The organism is Streptomyces sp. JLBG701 (assembly GCF_058544905.1).
The window spans coordinates 5,188,073-5,210,963 of record NZ_CM178588.1; the positions used below are offsets into that span (position 1 = coordinate 5,188,073).

The 22,891-nt window shown below is 70.0% G+C and carries 20 protein-coding genes; 8 read left to right on the plus strand and 12 right to left on the minus strand.

Going from position 1 to position 22,891, the window contains the following annotated elements:
- Nucleotides 1–21: 21 nt before the first annotated feature.
- Both AC5DRG_RS23705 and AC5DRG_RS23710 read right to left on the minus strand, forming a co-directional pair.
- Nucleotides 22–1,407 carry an MFS transporter gene (locus AC5DRG_RS23705; protein WP_491812630.1) on the minus strand — a complete coding sequence of 462 codons (1,386 nt, stop codon included), beginning with the start codon at nt 1,405–1,407 and terminating at the stop codon, nt 22–24.
- 25 nt (nt 1,408–1,432) lie between these two features.
- Nucleotides 1,433–1,870 (minus strand): MarR family winged helix-turn-helix transcriptional regulator, encoded by a 438-nt coding sequence (locus tag AC5DRG_RS23710; RefSeq protein WP_491812631.1) that lies wholly within the window; start codon nt 1,868–1,870, stop codon nt 1,433–1,435.
- A 155-nt stretch (nt 1,871–2,025) separates the two neighbouring features.
- Between AC5DRG_RS23710 and AC5DRG_RS23715 the strand changes: the two genes are divergently transcribed.
- Entirely contained in the window at nt 2,026–2,208 is a 183-nt protein-coding gene (locus tag AC5DRG_RS23715; protein WP_037624226.1) for a hypothetical protein, read from the plus strand.
- Nucleotides 2,209–2,234: 26 nt separating this feature from the next.
- Here the strand turns inward: AC5DRG_RS23715 and AC5DRG_RS23720 are convergent, their stop codons facing one another.
- Nucleotides 2,235–3,629, minus strand: a complete 1,395-nt coding sequence (locus AC5DRG_RS23720) for an NCS2 family permease (RefSeq protein WP_491812633.1) — start codon at nt 3,627–3,629, stop codon at nt 2,235–2,237.
- 112 nt (nt 3,630–3,741) lie between these two features.
- On the opposite strand from AC5DRG_RS23720, the gene AC5DRG_RS23725 reads away from it, so the two are divergent.
- Together AC5DRG_RS23725 and AC5DRG_RS23730 are read left to right on the plus strand one after the other, a co-directional pair.
- On the plus strand, nt 3,742–4,020 hold the full coding sequence (locus tag AC5DRG_RS23725; RefSeq protein ID WP_491812634.1) for a DUF2530 domain-containing protein: 279 nt from the start codon (nt 3,742–3,744) through the stop codon (nt 4,018–4,020).
- Nucleotides 4,021–4,172: 152 nt separating this feature from the next.
- Entirely contained in the window at nt 4,173–6,584 is a 2,412-nt protein-coding gene (locus tag AC5DRG_RS23730; protein ID WP_491812635.1) for an HAD-IC family P-type ATPase, read from the plus strand.
- A 22-nt stretch (nt 6,585–6,606) separates the two neighbouring features.
- Here the strand turns inward: AC5DRG_RS23730 and AC5DRG_RS23735 are convergent, their stop codons facing one another.
- The 6 genes from AC5DRG_RS23735 to AC5DRG_RS23760 form a co-directional block, all read right to left on the minus strand.
- Complete coding sequence (locus AC5DRG_RS23735; protein WP_491812636.1) at nt 6,607–7,980, minus strand: outer membrane protein assembly factor BamB family protein; 1,374 nt, start codon at nt 7,978–7,980, stop codon at nt 6,607–6,609.
- 159 nt (nt 7,981–8,139) lie between these two features.
- Entirely contained in the window at nt 8,140–8,997 is an 858-nt protein-coding gene (locus tag AC5DRG_RS23740; RefSeq protein WP_491812637.1) for a hypothetical protein, read from the minus strand.
- Nucleotides 8,998–9,172: 175 nt separating this feature from the next.
- Entirely contained in the window at nt 9,173–10,105 is a 933-nt protein-coding gene (locus AC5DRG_RS23745; RefSeq protein WP_491812638.1) for a hypothetical protein, read from the minus strand.
- A gap of 94 nt (nt 10,106–10,199) precedes the next feature.
- Nucleotides 10,200–11,051, minus strand: a complete 852-nt coding sequence (locus tag AC5DRG_RS23750; RefSeq protein ID WP_491812639.1) for a DUF5707 domain-containing protein — start codon at nt 11,049–11,051, stop codon at nt 10,200–10,202.
- 192 nt (nt 11,052–11,243) lie between these two features.
- A complete protein-coding gene (locus AC5DRG_RS23755; protein WP_491812640.1) occupies nt 11,244–14,369 on the minus strand; it encodes a sacsin N-terminal ATP-binding-like domain-containing protein in 3,126 nt (1,041 codons plus the stop codon).
- A gap of 143 nt (nt 14,370–14,512) precedes the next feature.
- Nucleotides 14,513–15,250: a helix-turn-helix transcriptional regulator gene (locus AC5DRG_RS23760; RefSeq protein WP_491812641.1), complete on the minus strand. Its 738-nt coding sequence runs from the start codon at nt 15,248–15,250 to the stop codon at nt 14,513–14,515.
- A 193-nt stretch (nt 15,251–15,443) separates the two neighbouring features.
- On the opposite strand from AC5DRG_RS23760, the gene AC5DRG_RS23765 reads away from it, so the two are divergent.
- Complete coding sequence (locus tag AC5DRG_RS23765) at nt 15,444–16,565, plus strand: calcium-binding protein (protein ID WP_491812642.1); 1,122 nt, start codon at nt 15,444–15,446, stop codon at nt 16,563–16,565.
- Nucleotides 16,566–16,647: 82 nt separating this feature from the next.
- On the opposite strand, the gene AC5DRG_RS23770 is transcribed toward AC5DRG_RS23765, so the two are convergent.
- Nucleotides 16,648–17,367 (minus strand): PH domain-containing protein, encoded by a 720-nt coding sequence (locus AC5DRG_RS23770; protein ID WP_491812643.1) that lies wholly within the window; start codon nt 17,365–17,367, stop codon nt 16,648–16,650.
- Between the two features lie 204 nt (nt 17,368–17,571).
- A complete protein-coding gene (locus AC5DRG_RS23775) occupies nt 17,572–18,498 on the minus strand; it encodes a DUF3027 domain-containing protein (protein WP_491812644.1) in 927 nt (308 codons plus the stop codon).
- Nucleotides 18,499–18,856: 358 nt separating this feature from the next.
- Here AC5DRG_RS23775 and AC5DRG_RS23780 point away from each other — a divergent pair, with 358 nt between their 5' ends.
- The 4 genes from AC5DRG_RS23780 to AC5DRG_RS23795 all read left to right on the plus strand — a co-directional run bounded on the left by AC5DRG_RS23780 (nt 18,857) and on the right by AC5DRG_RS23795 (nt 22,428).
- On the plus strand, nt 18,857–20,281 hold the full coding sequence (locus AC5DRG_RS23780; RefSeq protein ID WP_491812645.1) for an MFS transporter: 1,425 nt from the start codon (nt 18,857–18,859) through the stop codon (nt 20,279–20,281).
- A gap of 72 nt (nt 20,282–20,353) precedes the next feature.
- Nucleotides 20,354–20,848, plus strand: coding sequence for a hypothetical protein (locus tag AC5DRG_RS23785; protein WP_491812646.1), 495 nt, complete (start codon nt 20,354–20,356; stop codon nt 20,846–20,848).
- A 28-nt stretch (nt 20,849–20,876) separates the two neighbouring features.
- The gene (locus tag AC5DRG_RS23790; RefSeq protein WP_491812647.1) at nt 20,877–21,584 is read left to right on the plus strand and encodes a futalosine hydrolase; all 708 of its coding nucleotides are present in this window, start codon (nt 20,877–20,879) and stop codon (nt 21,582–21,584) included.
- Nucleotides 21,574–22,428, plus strand: a complete 855-nt coding sequence (locus AC5DRG_RS23795; protein WP_491812648.1) for a 1,4-dihydroxy-6-naphtoate synthase — start codon at nt 21,574–21,576, stop codon at nt 22,426–22,428. The genes AC5DRG_RS23790 and AC5DRG_RS23795 overlap by 11 nt, the downstream gene beginning before the upstream one ends.
- A 10-nt stretch (nt 22,429–22,438) precedes the next feature.
- Here AC5DRG_RS23795 and AC5DRG_RS23800 read toward each other — a convergent pair whose 3' ends face one another.
- Nucleotides 22,439–22,822: a cold-shock protein gene (locus AC5DRG_RS23800; protein ID WP_491812649.1), complete on the minus strand. Its 384-nt coding sequence runs from the start codon at nt 22,820–22,822 to the stop codon at nt 22,439–22,441.
- Nucleotides 22,823–22,891 lie beyond the last annotated feature (69 nt).

Consider the following 22,891-nt stretch of genomic DNA (forward strand, 5'->3'; position numbering starts at 1 on the left):
GGCCTCTTACGCCGCGCGCGCTCACGCCACCGTTGCCAACTGCTCCTGCTCTTCCTGTTCCTGGCCCCGCTCCCCCTGCCGCCCCCGCGGCACGAACCGCACCTTCGGGTGGCCGCTGTTCCAGCCGACCGACAGCCGCAGGTCGCCGACGCGGGCCAGCACCAGGCCGATCACCACGGCCGACGCGGCGGCGATCGCGCCGCCCACCGCAAGGCCAGCCCGGACGCCGTACGCATCCGTGATCCAGCCGGCGATCGGGGCGCCGATCGGGGCCCCGCCCATGAAGACCATCATGTAGAGGGCCATGACGCGGCCCCGCATGGCCGGGTCGGTGCTCAGTTGGACGCTGGTGTTGGCGGTGACGTTGACCGTCATGCCGAACATGCCGATCGGGGCCATGAGCAGGGCGAACAGCCACAGGGACGGGGCGAGTGAGGCCACGATCTCCATCGCGCCGAAGGCCACCGCGCCCGCGACCAGCACCCGCATCTTGGCCGTGCCGCGCCGGGCCGCGAGCAGGGCGCCCGCGAGGGAGCCGACCGCCATCAGCGTGTTGAAGAGGCTGTAGGAGCCCGCGCCCGCGTGGAAGACGTCGTCGGCGAAGGCCGAGAGGTAGACGGGGAAGTTGAAGCCGAAGGTGCTGACGAACCCGACCAGGACGATGGTCCAGATCAGCTCGGGGCGCCCGGCGACGTAGTGCAGTCCCTCCCGCAACTGCCCCTTCCCGCGCGGGGCCCGCTTGACGGCGTACAGATCACGCGTGCGCATCAGCAGCAGGCCGGTGAGGGGCGCGACGAAGGACAGGCCGTTGAAGAGGAACGCCCAGCCGGTGCCGACGCCCGTGATCATCAGGCCGGCGACGGCGGGGCCGATGAGGCGGGCCGACTGGAAGTTCGCGGAGTTGAGGCTGACCGCGTTCTGCAGCTGGTCCGGGCCGACCATCTCGGAGACGAAGGACTGGCGGGCCGGGTTGTCGACGACGGTCGCGAGGCCGACGGCGAAGGCGGCGACGTAGACGTGCCAGACCTCGACGTGGCCGGTCAGGGTGAGCAGCGCGAGCGCGATGCCGGTGACGGCCATGGAGGTCTGGGTGAAGAGCAGCGTGCGGCGCCTGGGGAGGCGGTCGACGAGGACACCGCCGTAGAGGCCGAAGAGGAGCATCGGCAGGAACTGCAGGGCCGTTGTCACGCCGACGGCGGTGGCGGAGCCGGTGAGGCTGAGCACCAGCCAGTCCTGGGCGATGCGCTGCATCCAGGTGCCGATGTTGGAGACGACCTGGCCCATGAAGAACAGGCGGTAGTTCCTGACCTTCAGGGAGCTGAACATGGAGGAGCGGGTGTTGGGCGCGGGCGGGGAGTAGTGGGCGGTCGGTCCGGGTGCGGAGTCTGCTCCGGGTCCCGTACTCAAAGGGGTGCCTCCTCAGAAACTCTGTTTACAGGTGGGCGAGCTTCTCCAGCACGGGGGCGGCGGCGCGGAGTTTCGCCCACTCGTCCTCGTCGAGGTTCTGGACCAGGCCGGCGAGGAAGGCGTTGCGCTTGCGGCGGCTCTCCTCCAGCATCGTCTCGGCCTCGGCGGTCTGGGTGACGACCTTCTGGCGCCGGTCCTCGGGGTGAGGCTCAAGGCGGACCAGGCCCTTGGCTTCGAGCAGGGCGACGATGCGGGTCATAGACGGCGGCTGCACATGCTCCTTGCGGGCGAGTTCGCCCGGGGTGGCGTTGCCACAACGGGCCAGGGTGCCCAGTACCGAGATCTCGGTGGGGCTCAGCGACTCGTCGACCCGCTGGTGCTTGAGTCGACGCGACAGTCGCATCACGGCTGATCGCAGGGAGTTCACGGCGGCGTCATCGTCGCCATGGCTAAGGTCCGACATGTTCTTTAGAGTAACTCATTACTCTCGCTAAAGACCACTCCCGACACGCGTGGATGCCCGTGACGCCGACCACTGAACCCTCTCGTCACCCATATGAGTGAGTCGATTCCAGAAAGTGACGCACCGCCCCCGCGCCTGAGGCGACCCTCGTATTCATGGGGACCAGCGTGCTCAGTCTGCGGATAGACGGGGAGCTGCTCGACCGGCTCCGGGACCATGCGGCGAAAAGGGGAATGAGCGTCCAGGACTATGTGGTCCGGACGCTCATTCGGGACGACTTCGACGAGCGGTTCCAGACCGCCGTCGAGGAGACGGAGAAGTTCTACGGGGTCACGTGAGCGCGAGCATCACATGACCGCCAGGATCAGGTCAGGCCCAGCGCCGGCATCAGGTAGTAGAAGGCGAAGACGGCGGAGACGACGTACATCGCGACCGGGATCTCCTTGCCCCGCCCGGCGGCCAGGCGCAGCACCACGAACGTGATGAAGCCCATCCCGATACCGTTGGTGATGGAGTAGGTGAACGGCATCATCACCATCGTGATGAAGGCCGGCATCGCGATCGTGTAGTCGGCCCAGTCGATCTCCTTGACCGAACCGGCCAGGATCAGGAAACCGACCGCGAGCAGGGCCGGGGTGGCGGCCTGGGACGGGACCATCGTGGCGACGGGTGTCAGGAAGAGGGCTACGGCGAACAGCGCGCCGGTGACGACATTGGCGAAGCCGGTGCGCGCACCCTCTCCGACGCCCGCCGTGGACTCCACGAAGCAGGTCGTGGCCGAGGAGGAGCTGGCGCCGCCCGCGGCGACCGCGATGCCGTCGACGAAGAGGACCTTGTTGATACCGGGCATCTGGCCCTGGGCGTCGGTCAGCTTGGCCTCGTCGCTGACGCCCATGATCGTGCCCATCGCGTCGAAGAAGCACGACAGCAGGACCGTGAAGACGAACAGGACGCCGGTCAGCACGCCGACCTTGGAGAAGCCGCCGAAGAGGCTGACCTCGCCGATGAGGCCGAAGTCGGGGCTGGCGACCGGGTTGCCGGGCCACTTCGGGGTGGTCAGGCCCCAGGTGGAGATGTCCGCGACGGCGTTGATGACGACGGCCAGGACGGTCATCGTGACGATCGAGATGAGGATCGCGCCGGACACCTTGCGCACGATCAGCGCGAGCGTCAGCAGCGAGCCGAGGATGAAGATCAGCACCGGCCAGCCGTTGAGGTGACCGTCGGCGCCGAGCTGGAGCGGGACCGTGGTCTGCGCGACGTCCGGGATGCGGGAGATGAAACCGGAGTCCACGAGGCCGATCAGCATGATGAACAGGCCGATACCGATGGAGATGGCCTTGCGCAGGCCGTACGGCACGGCGTTCATGACGCGCTCACGCAGACCGGTGGCGACCAGCAGCATCACGATGAAGCCGGCGAGCACGACCATGCCCATCGCGTCCGGCCACGACATGCGCGGCGCGAGCTGGAGGGCGACGACCGAGTTCACGCCGAGGCCGGCGGCCAGCGCGATCGGCACGTTGCCGACGACACCCATGAGGAGCGTCGTGAACGCCGCGGTGACGGCGGTGGCGGTGACCAGCTGACCGTTGTCGAGCTGGTGTCCGTACATGTCCTTCGCGCTGCCGAGAATGATCGGGTTCAGCACGATGATGTAGGCCATCGCGAAGAAGGTGGCGAAGCCGCCCCGGATCTCGCGGGGCAGGCTGCTGCCCCGCTCGGAGATCTTGAAGTAGCGGTCGAGGGCGGTGTGCATTGGATGTTCCTACGAGCAGAAGTGGACAGACGCAAACCGTTTCAGTATGAACATATGAGTCCCGGGAGAGCCATCTCCGCGCGTAGATGTGACCGCCTCGTAAGCTGTGCGCATGGCTGCGAAGTGGACACCGACACACGAGGCACCGGAGCCCCTGGAGGGCCCCGTCGTCGCCACCATCACGGGTGGCACGATCCTCTGGTTCGCCCTCTTCGTGGTGCAGCTCCCCTTCTACGGCTGGCTCGACGACCACGGCCACCTGTGGTGGCTGTGGACCTGCCTCGCGGGCGCCGGCCTCGGCGTGTACGGCACCTGGTACGTCAGGAAGCGCGACGCTGCGATCAAGCGGGCTGCCGCCGAGGGTGCGGCGGATGCCGTAGAGAGCCCGTAACGACCCCTAGGGCTGCCGTACAGACCCCCTAGGGCCGCCGTACACCCGGTCTACAACCACGGCATCATTCCGCCCCGCGCTCCTCGTCCTCTGGTCGGATCTTCCGTGCACTCGGCGGGTGAAGCCGCAAATCCGCACGTACCGTCGAATGCATGACGCACACCGACGCGGGCGCCGAACTCGACCCTGTGCATCCCCTTCCCCTGCCCGCGCCCTCGCGGGCGACCGGGCTCACCGCCGCCGAGGTCGCGGAGCGGGTCGCGCGCGGGGAGGTCAACGACGTACCGGTGCGCAGCAGTCGCTCCATGGGCGAGATCGTGCGCGCCAACGTCTTCACCCGGTTCAACGCGATCATCGGCGCGCTCTGGCTGGTCATGATGGCCGTCGCGCCGTTCCAGGACAGCCTCTTCGGGTACGTCATCCTCGCCAACACCGGCATCGGCATCATCCAGGAGTGGCGGGCCAAGAAGACCCTCGACTCCCTCGCCGTGATCGGGGAGGCCCGGCCCACCGTACGGCGGGACGGGATCGCCTCCGAGGTCAGCACCTCCGCGATCGTGCTGGACGACCTCATGGAGATCGGGCCCGGCGACAAGATCGTCGTCGACGGAGAGTGTGTCGAGGCCGAGGGGCTTGAGATCGACGAGTCGCTGCTCACCGGCGAGGCCGACCCCGTCGTCAAGCGGCCGGGGGACGAGGTCATGTCCGGCAGCTTCGTCGTCGCCGGCGGCGGCGCCTTCAAGGCGACGAAGGTCGGGCGCGAGGCCTACGCCGCCCAACTCGCCGAAGAAGCCTCCCGCTTCACCCTCGTCCATTCCGAACTGCGTACGGGCATCTCGACGATCCTCAAGTACGTGATGTGGATGATGATCCCGGCCGCCCTCGGCCTGGTCGTCACCCAGCTCGTCGTCAAGGACAACGACCTCAAGGACTCCATCGCCCGCACGGTCGGCGGAATCGTCCCCATGGTCCCCGAGGGGCTCGTCCTGCTCACCTCGGTCGCCTTCGCCATCGGCGTCATCCGACTTGGCCGAAAACAGTGCCTCGTCCAGGAACTCCCCGCCATCGAGGGCCTCGCCCGCGTCGACACCGTCTGCCTCGACAAGACCGGCACCCTCACCGAGGGCGGCATGGACGTCACCGAGCTACGGGCCCTCGACGGGGCCGACGAGACCTACGTACGGAAGGTGCTCGGCGCCCTCGGGGAATCCGACCCGCGCCCGAACGCCTCCCTCCAGGCCATCATCGACGCCTACCCGGACGTAGAGGAGTGGCGCTGCACCGAATCCCTCCCCTTCTCCTCCGCCCGCAAGTACAGCGGGGCCTCCTTCAGCGAGGGCAACGGCGAGATCAGCACCTGGCTGCTCGGCGCGCCCGACGTGTTGCTCTCCCCCGACATCCCCGCCGGCGCCGCCGCCCTCGCCGAGACCGAGCGGCTCAACGAACAGGGCCTGCGCGTCCTGCTCCTCGCCCGCGCCCGCCGCGACCTCGACGATCCCGAGCCGGCCAAGGGCGCCCGGCCCACCGCCCTCGTCGTACTGGAGCAGCGGCTGCGCCCCGACGCCGGCGACACCCTGCGCTACTTCGCCGACCAGAACGTCCACGCCAAGGTCATCTCCGGGGACAACGCGGTGTCGGTCGGTGCTGTGGCGGGAAAGCTCGGGCTCACCGGAAACGTCGTAGATGCCCGCCAACTGCCCTCCGAACAGGAGGAGATGGCGACCGCCCTGGACGAGGGCACGGTGTTCGGGCGGGTCACCCCGCAGCAGAAGCGGGACATGGTGGGCGCGTTGCAGTCACGCGGGCACACGGTCGCGATGACCGGCGACGGGGTGAACGACGTACTGGCCCTCAAGGACGCCGACATCGGCGTCTCCATGGGGTCCGGCTCCGAGGCCACCCGGGCCGTCGCGCAGATCGTGCTGCTCAACAACAGCTTCGCGACCCTGCCGTCGGTCGTCGCCGAGGGCCGGCGGGTGATCGGCAACATCACCCGGGTCGCCACGCTGTTCCTGGTGAAGACGGTCTACTCGGTGCTGCTGGCCGTCCTCGTGGTGTGCTGGCGGATCGAATACCCCTTCCTGCCAAGGCACTTGACGCTGCTGTCCACCCTCACCATCGGCATCCCGGCCTTCTTCCTCGCCCTCGCCCCCAACAAGGAACGCGCGAAACCCCACTTCGTACGGCGGGTCATGCGGTACTCGATCCCGGGCGGGGTGCTGGCCGGGGTGGCCACCTTCGCGACGTATCTGATCGCCCGTCACTACTACACGGGGAGCGGCGCGTTGGACGCGGAGACGAGCGCCGCGACGCTCACGCTGTTCCTGATCTCGATGTGGGTGCTGGCGATCGTCGCCCGCCCCTACACCTGGTGGCGCATCGCGCTGGTGGCCTCGATGGGCGGGGCGTTCCTGGTGGTGCTGGTCGTGCCGTGGCTGCAGGACTTCTTCGCGCTGAAGCTGGTCGGGGTGACGATGCCGTGGATCGCGGTGGGTATCGCGGCGGTGGCGGCGGTCGTCCTTGAGTTCCTGTGGAAGTTGGTCGACCGCCGCTTCCCGGCGTGAAGCCGCGGCTAAGTACGCCGGGTCACCATGTCTCGTACGCCGACAGGGGCCGTACGGCGTCGCCCCAACGCACCGTGATCAGCAGGTCCTTGTACACGAGCAGGTCGGCCAGCGAATTGCTGTCGTTGTCGACGTCCTCGCGAAAGTCCCGCTCGTCCCTCTCGTCGCCGCTGTCCGCGTCGAAGACGTAGAGGTCGTCGTCGGAGGTGCCCTTCTCGTTGGGGTCGGAGACGGCGGTGACCCGGCCGCCGCCCGCGTGCAGTCCCGAGAAGTCGAGCCTCTTCGGCTTCGCGCGCCACACCTCGTCGCCGCTCTTCAGGTCGAAGGCGACGAGCTGGTCGTAGGTGTAGGCCCTGTACGGGTATGCGGCGACCGCGTACAACTTCCCGTCGTACACCGCGACCTTGCCCCGGGACTCGTCCGCGTAGATCTCGCCGTACTCGCCGTTGAACTCGATCCGCCCCTGCGGCTCGCCGTCCGCCGCGAAGGCGAGGAAGGCGTGCACACCGCGCTCCACGCTCTCCGCGACCTGCACGACCGGCGGGTCCGCCGAGTAGACGGAGACCGCGGCGTCGACGGCGACACTGCGCCGGGCGTCGAGCGGCGCGTCCCAGCGCAGGGTGCCGTCGGCCGGGTCGAAGGCGGCCAGCCTCAAGTCCGTGAGATCGCAGGCCAGTACGGCGAGGACCTGCGTCTCGGACGCCGAAACCCGGTACGGCACACAGCCCTTGGGTACGGCTGCCTTCCAACGCGCCTTTCCGGTACGGGCGTCCACGGCACGCAGCGCCTTCGTGCCGGCCAGCCGCTCCTCGGGCTCGTCGTACTCGTCCGCCTCGAAGGCCCAGTCCGGGTCGCTGTCGCGCAGCACCGCGAGCCCGCCGCCCACCGCGACCAGGTCCGGTTCCTCCTGAAGGGTGCCGGAGTTGGGGGCGACCGGGGTGTGCCACAACTCGTCGCCGGTCTTCAGGTCGATCGCGGCGGCGGTGCCGCAGCCCGCGCCCTTCTCCAGGTCGCCGTCCTCGCCATAGGCGATCAGGCCGATGCCGTCGGCGGCGGCGGAGCTGACCGCGCAGATCTCGGCGCGGCCCGGCACGACGTACTCCCAGCGTTCCTTGCCGGTGGCCGCGTCGAAGCCGGTCACCGCGTCGAAGCGGGTGCGGATCACGGTGTCGTCGACCAGCCAGCCGCCGTTGCCGTGGTCGGCCGCGTTGAGGTCACGCGGGGTTTCCCAGGCGCGGACCATGGCGCCGCCCGGCAGATACCCCTCGGAGTCCAGGATCCCCGCCACGACGGCGCCGACAACGGCGATGATGCCGACGGGAACGGCGACGACCCCCACCTTGGCGCGCAGACTGAGCGGTCTTCTGTCGTTCGGCGCCGGATTGTTCGTGGTCACAGAGCTCCCCCACCCTGGAATGAATACGACGGTTGTGCCCCGATGGGGGCAGAAGATCAGGGTAGGCGAGCATGATCCATTTGGTAAGGCCGGATTCCTGACCGGTGGGAACAGCCGCAGCCGTTCCCACTCGGCCTCCGTCAGTTACTGCTGCTACTGCTACTGCACGTCGACGTAGTCACCCGCGACGCTGGCCGCGGCCGTGGTGGCGGTGCCCGCGAAGGTGAAGCGGTAGTAGCCGTCGACCGACGCGGTGGTCGTGGTCTTGAGGGCGCCCGTCGAGGAGGACTTGATGCCCTTGACGTTCACGTAGTTGGTGGTGCCCGCCTTGCGGAACTGGAGGATCACCGACTGCGTGCCGTAGGCCGAGTAGGTGTTGGACTCCCAGTTGGCGCGGGTCAGCTTGCCGGTGACCGTGATGGTCTTGCCCTTCACCACCGGCTCGGGGGCGGCGTTGACCGTGAGCTTGGCGGTGCGCAGGACCTTGCGGGTGCCGAGGTCGCCCTGGAGCTTGTAGTCGGTGCCGTCCTTGAGGACCGCGACGCCGCCGATCTTCCAGGTGCCGGCCTCGGAGTTCAGCAGGTCGCCGTCGCCCGGGCGGACGTAGATGGTGGCCGTGCAGTTGAGCACGGTCGTCGACGCGGCGGTGCAGGTGCCCGGGTCGTCACTGATGATCATGTTGGTTGCGGCGTCGATCGTGGTACCGCGGTAGATCGCCGGCCCGCTGTAGAAGGTGCTGGGGTCGAGGTCGGCGGGGTGCGTCACGGTGTACGTGGCCGGGACGGTGTACGTGCCGGTGGCACCGACGACGATGTTCTTGCCGTTGTTGACCTTCACGTTGGAGAAGGTCACGTCGAGCGTCGCGGCGGCGTCCGCGGCGGAGCCGACGGCGTCGGCGGCCGCGGAGCTGAACGCGGAGTTGCCGGAGGAGGCGTCGGCGGCGTGCGCGGCCGGCACGACGAAGGCGGAGAGAGCCAGGGCGCCGGAGACGGCGGCCACAGTGGCACGTATGCGCATGGGAGTCCCCAAGAGTGATCGAGGAGTCTGTTGACTCATCTGATCAGATATGTGACGGGTGGGACTGGTTGTGCGCGACCGGATGAATTTTGTGTACGGATGACGAAGCCGTTGTACATGCATGGGACATGGCTCGGCCCCGGGGGCTCAACTCCCCGGGGCCGGGCACAGAGAACTACTTCACGTCGACGTAGTCGCCCGCGACGGTGACCGCCGGGGTGGTCGAGGTGCCCTTGAACTGGAAGCGGTAGTAACCGTCGACCGTCGCCTTGGTCGTGGTCTTCAGCGCGCCCGTCGTGGAGGACTTGATCCCCTTGACGTTCACGTAGTTGGTGGTGCCCTTCTTGCGGAACTGAAGGATCACCGACTGGGTGGAGTAACCCGCGTACTTGTTGGTCTCCCAGTTGGCGCGGGACAGCTTGCCCGTGACCGTGATGGTCTTGCCCTTCACGACCGGCTCCGGGGCGGCGTTGACCGTCAGCTTGGACTTGCGCTGGAGCTTGGTGGTGCCCAGGGTGTCCTGCTGGGCGTAACCGACCTTGTTCAGGTCGAGGTCCTCGGACAACAGGTCCTGGTCTCCGGAGTCGATCGCGTAGCCGCCGACCTTCCAGGTGGTGGCATCGTCGTTGGTGAGCTCGCCGAAGTCCGGGTAGATGTCGATGGTGCCCTTGCACGTGGCGACGGTCGTCGACGTGGCGGTGCAGACCGGCCAGTCTTCGCCCCACAGCAGGTCGCTGGGGTCGTCGTACGAGCCGCGGTAGATCTCGACGTCCATATAGAAGTCGGAGGAGGTGAGGTCGACTTCCTCGCCGTGCGTGACCGTGTAGGTCACCGGCACGGTGACCTGCGCGGTCGTGCCGACAACGATCGGCTTGCCGCTGTTGACCTTCACGTTGGAGAAGGAGAGGTCCAGGGCGTACGGCGTGCCCGTGACGTCGGAGGCCGCGAAGGTGGAGTTGCCGGAGGCCGCCTGGCGTACGGCCTCGACGGACTTCTTGACGTCGGCCGGGCTGTACGAGGTGCTGCCGTCGGCCTGCGCGGCCGGCACGGCGAGGGCGGAGAGGGCCAGGGCGCCGGAGACGGCGGCCACGGTGGCACGAATGCGCATGTTGTTTTCCCCCACGTGGAGATGACGGACGGGGGTGCCGGAAGGCACCCCCGTCCGCTGGCTATTGCTGGCTGATTACTGCGGTGGCGAACTGCTACTGAACGTCGATGTAGTCACCCGTGGCGCTGACAGCCGAGGTGGTCGCGGAACCCGCGTAGGTGAAGCGGTAGTAGCCGTCGACGCTCGCGGTCGTCGTGGTCTTCAGGGCGCCCGTCGAGGTGGACTTGATGCCCTTGACGTTGGTGTAGCTGGTGACGCTCTTCTTGCGGAACTGGAGCGTGACCGGCTGGGTGGCGTAACCGGAGTACGTGCCGGTTTCCCAGTTGGCGCGCGACAGCTTGCCGGTGACCGTGATGGTCTTGCCCTTCTTCACCGGCTCGGGCGCGGCGTTGACCGTGAGCTTCGAGAGGCGCTGGACCTTGGCGGTCTTCTGGGCGTAGTTCTCGTACAGGTCGCCGTCGTTCGAGATGGCGGCGGTGTACACCTTCCAGGTGCCGGCCAGGGCGTTCTTGTACAGGTCGGTCCCCGGCAGCGCGGTGATGGTGGCCTTGCACGTCGATGTGGTGGCGCTGGTGGCGGTGCAGGCGGCGGTCTCCTCGTCCGACCCGAGGAAACCGTCCACGTGCTCCTGGTCCGCGCCGTGCCACAGGAAGACGACCGCGCCGTAGATACCACTGGCGTGGCTGGCGGTGAGGGACACCGTGAACTTCTTGGCGGCGGTGGCGCCGACGGCGACGGCCTTGCCGGAGTTGACGGTCACGTTGGACACGGTCGGCAGGGCCTCGGCCGTGGCGAAGGCCGAGTTGGACGAGACGCCGAACTGCTCGGCGGCGCTCGGCAGCTCCAGGCTCGCGGCCCCCGGAGAGGCGGCCTGCGCGGCCGGTACGACGAAGGCGGACAGGGCCAGGGCGCCGGTGACGGCGGCCACAGTGGCTCGAATGCGCATGCGTTCCCCACGTGGAAGGGGCCCCGACGCCCGTCGTTCCACACGGCTCGTGGTCGCGTGCGGGGCCCAAGTGATCGGTGAGTCTGGATGACTCACCTGATCAGATTCACGAGGGTGGGGAATGGTTGTACGACTGGTGAGAAATCCGTGCGGAAATTCCGGGGATCACGACCCGTGACCGCAAGGTCCCTCTCAGTCGAACCAACGGTCCCGCGCCAACTCCTCCGTCCGGGACGGATCCTCCAGCAGCGCCGCGACCTCGAAGCGGCGCGGCCACTGCCCGGCCGCCCAGGCGAGCCCGGCGGCGACGCCTTCCAGCGTGGAGGCGTGCAGGACACCGTCGCGGGTGCGCCGCCAGTCCAACTCGACCCCGTCGACGACGAGTTCCTCGTGCTCGACGTACGTCGTCGGGGTCGCCGGCCCGAGCAGCACCCGCACGGACTCCGGTACGTCGTGCTCGACGCCCTGGGAGTCGACCTCCCCGGTGACGGACTCGCTCAGCCGCCGCACCTGGAACAGCTCGGCCAACTCGGCGGCCCGCGACGGCCGTACGGGCAGCAGCGGGACCCCGTCGGTGAAGGGCAGCAGGTCGGGCGAGTCGACGACCATGGCGTCGGCCGCGTCCACGACGGTGACGTCACCGTCGACGACGGCCCGCAGATCGTCCGGCAGGGTCACCTGCTCCGGGTCCAGGTCGGCCAACGCACCGTAGAGGGCGTGCAGTTGGGACCCGCTCACCTCCCGGCCGGGGTCGGCGAGCCGGTCGAGCAGTTCGGCGGCACCGCCCGGTTCGTCGAGCAACGCGGCCACGGACGTCCGTACGCCCAACGCCCGCAGCACCTGCTCGTCGTCGAACCCGGTCGCGTCGGCCTCGTCGTACAGCCCGCGCAGCAGCGGATCGCCACCGGAGGCGAGCAGCCCGGCCGGCCGCCGTCCGTCGAGCACGGGGTTTCCGCGCAACCACCAGGCGGTGTAAGGCCGTACGACCTCATGGGTGCCGTCCGGCAGCAGGATCCGTACGGGCTGGGTGATCGCGTCGCGCAGGGGCGGCTGGGCGAGCAGGGCGAGGGCCTGCGGCCAGCGGTCTTCGTCGACGAGGTCCAGGTCGCGTACGGCGACCAGCTCGGTGGCGACGGGCGGTACGGGCGAGTCCGGGAACCGGTCGAGGATGTCCTCGGACCAGACGTCGACGGCGTCCAGCAGCCCGGCGTCGTCGGGTTCGGCGAAGTCGCTGTCCCGCGGCTCCAGTTCGTCGGGGTCGAGGACGACGTCCGTGGCCCGTACGAGGGCGAAGTTGGCGAGGACCCCGCAGGCGGCCAGCGGCTGCTGACCCCACTTCTCGGCCAACTCGGAGTCGACGGCGGCGAGTTCGCCCTCCCGGATGACCTGGGAGAAGGGGCTGCCGGGCAGCACCAGCTCACCAGCCGGGGCCAGTTCGCCGTCCTCGTCGGGGAGGGCGAGGGCGCCGAGCCAGGGTTCGTCACCGGGTTCGAGGCCTGCGTCCCGGACGAGCGCGAGGACGGTGTCGGCCAACTCCTCGGCGTCCGGGCCCTCTTCCTCCCAGGCGATCCCGCCCTCGTCATCCAGCGAGGCGGCGACGGCTGCCCGCACCTGCGGGGTGGTGAGCACGGCGCGGGGTGTGGCGGGCAGGGCGCCGAGCTTCTCCAGGAGAGGGTGCGCGGCGTCGGGATGGGCGACCTTGAGCCCGAGCCGGGCGAGCACCTCGGGCTCGATACGAACGGCGGCCGGGGTGGGCAGCAGAACCTGCCGAGGCCCGATGGTGGTCCGCCCGTCGGCCAGCGGCACGGGCAGCCCGGACAGCCGATCCGGATCAACGCCCGCGAGGCTGTCGTAGAGCCGCCACCACCAGTCCGGATCCTTCTCCAGCCCGGCCAGCCGGTCGACGGCGTCGGCCAGCCGAACCCGCGCGACGCCCAACGTCCGCAGTTCCACGCGCCGTTCGAGCCCGGCGGGCAGCAGGGTGGGCAGCACCTCGGCGAGAACACGCACGGTGTCGACACCAGCACCCTCCACCACCTCGGCATCGCGCGGCCGGAGGGACTCGGGAAGCTCGGAGTCGTCGGCGGCGGGAGTGAGGGCGGGAGGAAGGAATGAAGTACGGGGAAGACGCTCAAGGATGGCGGAGCGCAACGAACCGTCGAGCTCACCCTTCCCCAGGGCCCCGGGCACGAGGTCGATGATCCCGGCGGTCACCGGCCGCCAGTCGGCGAGCAGTTCGGCGTAGGAGTCGGCCGCCCGCTGCACGAGGAAGTCGGTGAGCGGCCCGGGCGCGACGTGCCGCCGGGTGGTGTCGAGGGGGAAGGAGGCGATGAGGAGCGCGGGCACACCGAGGGGCTCGTCGCTGGGGGTGGGCGCGTGGACGACGGGGCTGGTGCGGGGCCGGGCAGGAGTCCCGTCGGCGTCGACGGGAACGGCCCAGGTGACGGACCAGTGCGGCCGCAACCGCTCCTCGACGGGCCGATCGGCAAGCAGCTCGGCGGTGAGCGGCCCGTGCGAGGAGAGGGCCCGCCAGTGGGTGATCCCGTCCCGGGTGTCCTCTACGACGGTGAGGTTGCCGTCGGTGCGGCGGCGGAGGGTGCGGGGCTCGTCGCCGCCGACCTCGACCACGACTTCTTCCAGCCCAGGCAGGGCGAGGAGCAGAGCATCATCGACGGCGTTGAGCAGCCGCTCGGCGAGATCGGCGGCGGCGGTGTCGCGGAGGGGGAGGATGACGACCGTGTCGTACGGGTCGGGGGCGGTCCCCTCGGCGGCGAAGGGCAGCCGGAGGAGGGGGATGTGCCCGTCGCGACGGCGGATCTCGTCGCCGAGCCCGGGGCTGTGGCGGGCAGTGTCCGCGGCGTTGTCACGGGCCTCGGCGAGGGACCAGCGGACGCCACCGTGCCGGCCGACGACTGCGGGCTCGTCGGTGACGGCGATGACGGCGGCGAAACCGACGCCGAAGCGGCCGATCGCGCTGTCGTGGCTGTCGCGTTTGGCGGAGGCGCGGAGGGTGGAGAGGGACTCGACGCCGGCCGCGTCCAGGGGGGCGCCGGTGTTGGCGGCGAAGAGAACCCCGTCGCGGAGGGTGAGGCGGAGGCGACCGGGGACTCCGGCCCGGGCGGCGGCATCGGCGGCATTCTGAGCGAGCTCGACGACAAGCCGGTCCCGATACCCACCGAGGACGAGATCCTCCTCGGCGTTGGCGTCCTCGCGGAAACGGGCGGGGCTGGTGGCCCAGGCGTCGAGTACGCCGCGGCGCAGGCGGGCCGTCCCGAAGGGGTCCGCCCCCTCGGCAGCCGGCCGCACGAACTTACTCACGTACCTTCACTCTCCTCATCGGCGTCGCGATGAAGGTACCGCGCGCGGGGGACCGGATGACCCGCCCGACCTCCTGCCCGCCCGGCCGCCGAAGATGCATGGCGCGAAAAGTGCCCTGGAATCCGGCAGGGCGGACTCCGATGTCACGGCGTCTCGGGAAACAGCCTCGCGACAGCGGCCGTACGGCTGGACACCCCGAGCTTGCGGTAGACGTTCTCCAGGTGTTTGCGGACCGTGCTCGGCTCCACCACGATCTGCCGGGCGATGGCGTCGTTGCTCAGGCCGTTCGCCACGGCACGCATGACGTCGAGCTCGCGGAGCGTCAACCGCACGGGCGTCTGCCGCCGCCGGGCGGCCTCGCGGTAGATGGCGTAGAGATGCGGGCGCATCAACTCCAGTGTGAGCCGGTCCCGTTCGGTGAAGGGGCGGGTGCGCTCGCGGCTGAAGGTGTACATGCGGATGCGGCCGGGAGCGGTGGGCAGGGGCGCCACGAGCATGTTGGGGAAGGGGCGTAAGTAGTCGGTGTAGAGGGCCAGGTTCCGGAACTCCCGCGTGGCCATCCAGTCCGACAGCTGGGAGACCTCTAGATCACCGTGGCTGTGCTCGACCGCGACGCAGTGGGGATGCTGGTGCTTGAAGCGCCACCAGACCTCGCTGTCCGGCATGGGGTAGTGCCCCCCGTACTCCACCTCCTGGTCCCCGAAGAAACACCGGGCAGGCAGATCCACCTCGCCGAACTCCGCCAGGTCGCAGGGCACCAACCGCCCCAGCCCCTCCAGCAACGACCGCGGCGGAACCTCGTCCCCCTTGTCGTGCCGCGCCTCGTCGATGACGTCGAGCATCGCCCGCATGTGGCGCTCGGTGATCGAGTGACGGCTCATGACGGCGCACCCCAGTTCCACAGCCCCAACCTGCTTCGACCTGCTTCGAAAGTACGCCCGTTCAAGGGAGACCGGGGTCGGAAGGATTCGCGGAATGGCGAATGGTCGCGAGGAGGGGGCGAGGCCACCGTGGACGACAGAACATCCGCCCCCTCGAACGGGCGGAGAGCGGCTCACGAACGGGGAGAAGCCCATGAACGCACGAACCACCAAGCCGAGGATCGGCCGAAGGATCAGCCGAACAAGGATCCTCGCGGGGGCCGGCGCCGCAGCGCTGGCCCTGGCAGCCACGGCGGCCACCCAGACGGACGCCGCCGCCGCCGCGAACCCGCCGCGCTGCTACGGCCTCAACGCAACGGTCTGGGGAGGCCCCGGCAACGACACCATCAACGCCGGCCCGGGCAGGGACATCATCGCCGGCCTGGCCGGCAACGACACGATCAACGGGGGCGGCGGCAACGACGTCATCTGCGGAGACGCCGGCGACGACCGACTGGTCGGCGACACCGGCAACGACCTCATCGCAGGCGAGGCCGGCTCCGACACTCTCCTGGGCTCGGCCGGCGACGACCTCCTGCGGGGCTTCTGGGGCAACGACTCCCTCTGGGGAGAGTCGGGCAACGACACCCTGGACGGCGGAGACGGCATCAACTTCGCGGCGAACTGGGGCAAGGACGCCCTGTCCGGCGGCCCCGGCACGGACACCCTCAGGGGCAGCGCAGGCGACGACCGTCTGCGGGGGTTCGCCGGCAACGACTCCTTGTCGGGGTACGCGGGCAACGACACCCTGGACGGCGGGGACGGGCTCAGCTACGTCGCGAACTGGGGCAAGGACGCCCTATCCGGCGGCCCCGGCACAGACACCCTCAGGGGCAGCGCAGGCGACGACCTTATGCGGGGGTTCGCTGGCAACGACTCCCTCTCCGGGTACTCGGGCAACGACACCCTCGACGGCGGAAACGGCCTCAACTTCACCGCGAACTGGGGCAACGACGCCCTATCCGGCGGCCCCGGCACGGACACCCTCAGGGGCAGCGCAGGCGACGACCACCTGCGGGGGTTCGCCGGCAACGACACCCTCTCGGGTTACGCGGGCAACGACACCCTGGACGGCGGAAACGGCCTCAACTTCACCGCGAACTGGGGCAACGACGCTCTGGCCGGCGGCCTTGGCACGGACATCCTCAGGGGCAGCGCGGGGAACGACAAGCTGTTCGCGCTTGACGGTATCCGTGACGTCGTACGCGGCCATGCCGGCCGGGATCAGTGCGTGACCGACCCCGTCGACGACAGGTCCGGTTGCGAGACGCGTTGACACACGTCGACTCGGTTCGGGTTCGACGGGGTCGCCCTCCACGGGGGAGCGGGCGGCCCCGTCGGCCATGCGTTTTCCGGCGTCAGGCCTGGCTCGGGGAACGCCGGCCGGCGAGGGTCTCGCCGAGGCGGTCCAGTAGGAGGAAGAAGACGGGGAGGCAGAGCAGCGGGACGCCCAGGACCAGCAGGTACATATGCGTCGGCCGGTCGGTGAAGATCGCCCAGGTCTCGAAGACGAACGCGGCGAGCGCGAGGACCAGGCTCGCGAACCCCGCCCGCTGCCACGCCTTACGCCGCCGCGCCCCACGCTGGATGCGCTCCTCCACCTCGGCCCGCGTCTCCAGGGACGTGAGCCCGAGCCGTACGGCCGTGGCGCACAGGTCGGCGACCTCGGCGACCGGGTCGTCCAGCTGCTGCTCGTCCAGGTGGGGGAGACGGGCCCTGCGCCCATCGGTGGCGTAGAGATAGGCCGGCCAGCGGGGGCTGCCCCGCTTGCTGCCTTCGACCCGGATGCCGTAGACCTCGGACCAGGCGAAGGTACGGGTGCGGAACGGCCCTCGCGCGGTGACCCCGTCGGCCGTGACGGACGTACGCGCCCACCACTGCTCCAGCACCACCCGGACACCGATGAACACCCACAGCGCCAGGACCAGCCAGTCCGACCAGTCCGACGCCGTCTGCCCGTCCAGCGCCATCGCGCTCGACGCGTTGAGCACGACCAGCAGCCCCATGGCCACCAGGGCAACCACCACTACCGACGCCACCCGCCGCCCGCGATACTCCCGCTCAATCCCGTCGCTCACCGGAACTCCCCCCGCCTTCAAGGCCCTTCACGACGAACGTATGAGGGCGGGCGGATGCTACAGCCGGTCCCTGTGAACGACCCCGAGCTCAGCGATTGGCCTCTTCGGCCCAGGCCTCGGGAGGGAAACCGCAGGTCGGCTGGCCCGGGATGGGCCGAAGGCTCCAATCACTCCCTCCGGACCTCCGGACCCTGCCCGGCCTCCCTACGAGTGCCCCAACTCCGCCGCATCCTCATCCGCCACCGCCGGCACCGACCCCGAATCCGCCGCCGGGCGCAGCGGGAAGGGGTCCACCCTCGTCTCGTCGATCACCGGTTCCGCCGGCCGGGGTGGCGTCGGCATGATCGCTGCCTCCGAGTGGCCGCCGCAGCCGTACGCCAAGGAGACCACCCGGCCGTCCGCCGGGGAGAACTCGTTCGCGCAGACGCCGAAGGCCTGGCCCAAGGAGCCGCCGATCGGGGTGAGGAAGCCGCAGCTGACGCAGGTTGCGGGGGCCGCCTGGGCCATCGGGGTTTTGGGGCCGTAGCCGTCTTCCCAGCGGTCGGCTGCGGTGTGGAGGCCGTAGCGGGAGAGGACCCTCGCGCGGCGCATGCCCAGTTCTTCCGCCACCGACGCGATCGAGCCTCGGGTGGGGGCCATCGCCAGGTGGGCCGGGGTGCCTGCCGTGAGGTCCGCGTCCTCCGCCTCCACCAGCTCGGCCATGTCCTCCGAGACGGCCGAACTCGGCGGGGGCTCCTCCTCGCCGGAGAAGCCCGGCTCCAGGCGGAGGTCCTCGGCGTCGGTGGGGAGGAGGTCTCCCGGGCCCATGTCGCCCGGGCGCAGGCGTTCGCTCCACGGCACCCACTCGGGGGCGAGGAGGGCGTCCTGGCCCGGGAGCAACACCACCTCGTCCAGTGTGACCAGCTTGGCCCGCGATGCCCTCGCCACCGTCACGGCCCAGCGCCAGCCCCGGTACCCGAGTTCCTTGCACTCGAAGAAGTGCGTGACCACCCGGTCACCCTCGACCTCCACGCTCACGTGCTCGCCGACCACCCCGGGCGCGGCAGCCTCCTCGGCTGCGGAGCGGGCGAGGTCGACGGCCTCGGCGCACAGGCGGTCGGGGGTGCGGCTTCGCGTTGTCGCTGCGCTCACAGGTATCGCTTCTCTCCTACGCCGTCTCTCGGGTGCGCCGGTTCGAGGCGGAGGGCGCGAACGGAGCGGACCAGTGGGCCGCGTCAACGTTCACGCCCGATCGCGCTCGGGCGCACCTGCTGCCATCCATTCTGCGGGATGGCTGAGAGGCGCGCGGCCGAGAACGTTCGCCACGACGCGCTACGCACGCTACCTGTTCGCCGGCGCTCGGCCTACACCGACGGGACTGTTCGCCGCTTCGCGGCGATTCTTTCCCACCCACCCACCCGTGCGGGTCGGCTATGAATCCGCTGCGAAGCACGCAGCCATACGCGCGGTAACCCCACTATCAATGTCGTTCTCGGGGCACTATGGCGGAGTGGCAGCCGCGAGGACGCCCGAAGGTGCCACCGGTATCGGTGGGCTCAAGGGGAGCAGCCGAGGCAGCGGAACGGGTCGGATGAGCGGCCCCCTCCGCTCGGTCGGCCGTGCCCTGCACTTTCCGGTGACGGGCCCCGCCCGAGGCATCCGCAAGGCCACCCATGCGCACGGCGCCGGCGAGTCCGGCCTCGGCAAGCTGATCGAGCTGCACGCCGTGAACGGCGCCGGCGACGTCATGATCACCGTCGCCCTCGCCTCCACCGTCTTCTTCTCCGTCCCCACCGACGAGGCCCGGGGCCGCGTCGCGCTCTACCTGGCCATCACCATGGCGCCCTTCACGGTCCTCGCGCCCGTGATCGGCCCCCTCCTGGACCGCCTCCCGCACGGCCGCCGGGCGGCGATGGCCGGCGCGATGCTGGCCAGAGCGCTGCTCGCGCTGCTGCTTTCGGGGGCCGTCGCCACCGGCAGCATCGAGCTCTACCCGGCCGCCCTGGGCGTCCTGGTCGCCTCCAAGGCGTACGGGGTGGTCAGAAGCGCCGTCGTGCCCCGTCTCCTCCCGCCCCGTTTCTCCCTGGTCAAGGCCAATTCCCGCGTGACCCTCGGCGGGCTCCTCGCGACCGGTGTGGCGGCGCCCATCGGGGCGGGGCTCCAGGCGATCGGGCCGCGCTTTCCGCTCTACGGCGCCTTCGTGATCTTCGTGGCGGGCACGATCCTGTCCTTCACTCTGCCGGGGAAGGTCGACTCGGCCAAGGGCGAGGACATCGCGCTCCTCGCGGCGGACGAGCAGCATCTGCACGGGCCGCACCTCAAGCCGGTCAAGCGGCCGGGCCTGCGGACCGTCGGCATCGCCGTCACCCACGCGCTGGGCGCCAACGCCGCCCTGCGCTGCCTCTCCGGCTTCCTGATCTTCTTCCTCGCCTTCCTGCTGCGCGAGCACCCGCTGACGGGCGAGAGCGCGGCGGTGTCGCTGGGGATAGTGGCCGTCGCGGCGGGCACGGGCAACGCGATCGGTACGGCGGTCGGGGCGGGGCTGAGACAGCGGGCGCCGGAGATCATCATCGTGACCGTCGTCGCCTTCGTGCTGGGCGCCGCGATCACCGCCGCGATCTTCTTCGGCGCTGCTCTGGTGGCCGTCCTCGCCGCGATCGCCGGATTCGCGCAGGCCCTCTCCAAGCTGTCCCTGGACGCGCTGATCCAGCGGGACGTGCCGGAGAAGGTCCGCACCTCCGCGTTCGCCCGCTCCGAGACGATGCTCCAGATGGCCTGGGTGCTGGGCGGCGCGATCGGCATCGCCCTGCCGCTCAACGGCACGCTGGGCCTGTCGGTCGCCGCCGCGATCGTCGCCACCGGCTGGCTCACCACCGCCCGCGGCCTGCTGAGTTCGGCCCGTCACGGCGGCGCCGGGAAGCCTCGCGTGGCCTAACCCGGGCCCGACCCACGCCACGCCCGTACCCCACGTGAGGGACGGGCCCCACGTGCCCGATAGCCTTCGGCCATGACCTCGATGCAATCCGCTGTGCGACGCCGCCGCGCCGTCGCTGTCGCCGGCGCCGTATCCGCCGGACTGCTCGTTCTCTCGGCCTGCGACAAGCCGACCCCGCGCGCCACCGTGACCGTCGGCAAGAACTCGGTGAGCGCCGAGGCCGCCTGCTACGAGGACGGCGACAACATCGGCCAGGAGAAGGCCACGAAGTGCGCGCTGAAGAAGGCGACCGACTCGATCGAGGTGACGCAGAGCGAGACCCTGCGCATCGGTGTCGACCCGGAGATCGCCGACACGGGCTGGGCCCTGTGGATCAACGGCCAGCAGGTCACCAGCGTGTACAAGAAGACGTACTACTCCTTCCAGGGCGTCGACCTCTTCGCCGACCAGCAGGGCCAGGCCGCGCCGAAGCAGCTGTACATCAGCGTCGTCCAGCAGAACAAGGCAGCCACCAGCTCCAAGTTCATCGGCGTGTGGAACTTCAAGCTCGTCAACGCGGACGCCTGATCCGGCCCCGGGTCAGCCCCCTCCACCCATGCGCATCCTCCTTGCCACCGCCGTCCCGGTCGAACGGGACGCGGTGGCAAGGGCGTTCACCGGGTACGTAAGCGAAATCGCCCGCCCCGGAGTCACCCTCCACCGGGTCACCGAGACATACGACCTCCTCGCGGCCGGCGTGGGCCCCGCCCTCGCCGCCGCCTCCGTCTCCGCCGCCCTCACCGCCGCGGCGCTCGAAGGCGCCCCCTACGACCTCGTGGTCTCCACCGGAATCGCCGGCGGATTCCTGCCCCACGCCCCCGTCGGCTCGCTCGTCGTCGCCGACGAGATCACCGCGGCCGATCTGGGCGCCGAGACGGCCGACGGATTCCTTCCGGTGACGGAACTCGGGTTCGGGGTCGTCACCCACCGTCCACCCGAAGCACTCGTACGAGTCACCGCCGCCGCGACCGGAGCACGTACCGGCGCCGTCCTGACCGTCTCCACGGTCACCGGCACGGCCGCCCGCGCCGCCGCCCTCCGCACCTGCCACCCGCACGCCCTCGCCGAGGCCATGGAGGGCTTCGGGGTGGCCGAGGCGGCCGCCGCGCACGGCGTGCCGGTGCTGGAGGTCCGCGCGATCTCCAATCCCATTGGCCCGCGTGACCGCGCCGCCTGGCGCATCGGCGACGCGCTCACGGCCCTCACGGAGGCCTTCGGGAAGCTGGCACCCGCACTGGAGAGTTGGAACAGACATGAGCCCTGATCCTCAGCCCCTGCAGATCGCCTACTCCCCCTGCCCCAACGACACCTTCGTCTTCGACGCCCTCGCCCACGGCCGCGTCCCCGGCGCGCCCGCGCTCGACGTGACCTTCGCGGACATCGACATCACCAACGGCATGGCCGAGCGCGGTGAGTTCGACGTGCTGAAGGTGTCGTACGCCGTGCTGCCGTACGTCCTCGACGAGTACGCGCTGCTGCCCTGCGGGGGCGCGCTGGGGCGGGGCTGCGGGCCGCTGGTGCTGACGCGGGAGGCGGGGGCCGATCTGACCGGGCGTACCGTCGCCGTGCCCAGCGAGCGGTCGACGGCCTATCTGCTGTTCCGGCTCTGGGCGGCGGACACGCTCCCGGGCGGCGTCGGGGAGATCGTCGTCATGCCGTTCCACGAGATCATGCCCGCCGTGCGGGACGGGAAGGTCGACGCGGGGCTCGTCATCCACGAGGCGCGTTTCACGTACCAGAACTACGGGCTGCACAAGCTCGCGGACATGGGCGAGCACTGGGAGGACACCACCGGGCTGCCGATCCCGCTCGGCGCGATCATCGCCAAGCGGGCGCTGGGGGCGCGGGTGTTGGAGACTCTCGCCGAGTCCATCCGTACGTCCGTGCGGGCCGCCTGGGACGAGCCCGAGGTCTCCCGCCCCTACGTCATGGAGCACGCCCAGGAGATGGACCCGGCCGTCGCCGACCAGCACATCGGGCTGTACGTCAACGAGTTCACCGCCGACCTCGGCGAGGACGGCTATGCGGCGATCCGGGGGCTGCTGACACGGGCGGCGGCCGAGGGGCTCGTACCGCCCCTCGGCCCGAACGCGCTCGATTTCCCCTGACGGAAAGGGGCTATACGTCCAACTGGTCGGCGACCGCGCGCAGTAGACCCGCGATCTGGCCGCCGGCGGCCTTGTCGGGGTAGCGGCCCCGCTCCAGCATCGGAGTGATGTTTTCCAGGAGGGTCGTCAAATCCTGGACGATGGAGGCCAGTTCGTCCGGCTTCTTGCGGGTGGCCGCCGCGACGGACGGTGTCGGGTCGAGAATCGTGACCGAAAGTGCCTGGTCGCCGCGCTGTCCGGCGACGACTCCGAACTCCACTCGCTGTCCCGGCTTCAGGGAATCGACTCCGGCGGGGAGAACCGAGGAATGGACGAAGACGTCACCGCCGTCGTCACGGGAGAGAAAGCCGAAGCCCTTCTCGCTGTTGAACCACTTGACCTTGCCGGTAGGCACGTCTGTCCTCGTCCTCGTACTCGTCGGAAAACTGCTTCGGAAACGGCTCTTGATAGCACTGGGGCGGGT

Bases quoted from the DNA above. Each gene is read 5' to 3' on its own strand.
- AC5DRG_RS23710 (WP_491812631.1), bottom strand. From the start codon at position 1,870: ATGTCGGACCTTAGCCATGGCGACGATGACGCCGCCGTGAACTCCCTG.
- AC5DRG_RS23795 (WP_491812648.1), top strand. From the start codon at position 21,574: ATGAGCCCTGATCCTCAGCCCCTGCAGATCGCCTACTCCCCCTGCCCC.
- AC5DRG_RS23750 (WP_491812639.1), bottom strand. From the start codon at position 11,051: ATGCGCATTCGAGCCACTGTGGCCGCCGTCACCGGCGCCCTGGCCCTG.
- AC5DRG_RS23725 (WP_491812634.1), top strand. From the start codon at position 3,742: ATGGCTGCGAAGTGGACACCGACACACGAGGCACCGGAGCCCCTGGAG.
- AC5DRG_RS23715 (WP_037624226.1), top strand. From the start codon at position 2,026: ATGGGGACCAGCGTGCTCAGTCTGCGGATAGACGGGGAGCTGCTCGAC.
- AC5DRG_RS23730 (WP_491812635.1), top strand. From the start codon at position 4,173: ATGACGCACACCGACGCGGGCGCCGAACTCGACCCTGTGCATCCCCTT.
- AC5DRG_RS23745 (WP_491812638.1), bottom strand. From the start codon at position 10,105: ATGCGCATTCGTGCCACCGTGGCCGCCGTCTCCGGCGCCCTGGCCCTC.
- AC5DRG_RS23790 (WP_491812647.1), top strand. From the start codon at position 20,877: ATGCGCATCCTCCTTGCCACCGCCGTCCCGGTCGAACGGGACGCGGTG.
- AC5DRG_RS23760 (WP_491812641.1), bottom strand. From the start codon at position 15,250: ATGAGCCGTCACTCGATCACCGAGCGCCACATGCGGGCGATGCTCGAC.
- AC5DRG_RS23785 (WP_491812646.1), top strand. From the start codon at position 20,354: ATGACCTCGATGCAATCCGCTGTGCGACGCCGCCGCGCCGTCGCTGTC.
- AC5DRG_RS23740 (WP_491812637.1), bottom strand. From the start codon at position 8,997: ATGCGCATACGTGCCACTGTGGCCGCCGTCTCCGGCGCCCTGGCTCTC.
- AC5DRG_RS23720 (WP_491812633.1), bottom strand. From the start codon at position 3,629: ATGCACACCGCCCTCGACCGCTACTTCAAGATCTCCGAGCGGGGCAGC.
- AC5DRG_RS23765 (WP_491812642.1), top strand. From the start codon at position 15,444: ATGAACGCACGAACCACCAAGCCGAGGATCGGCCGAAGGATCAGCCGA.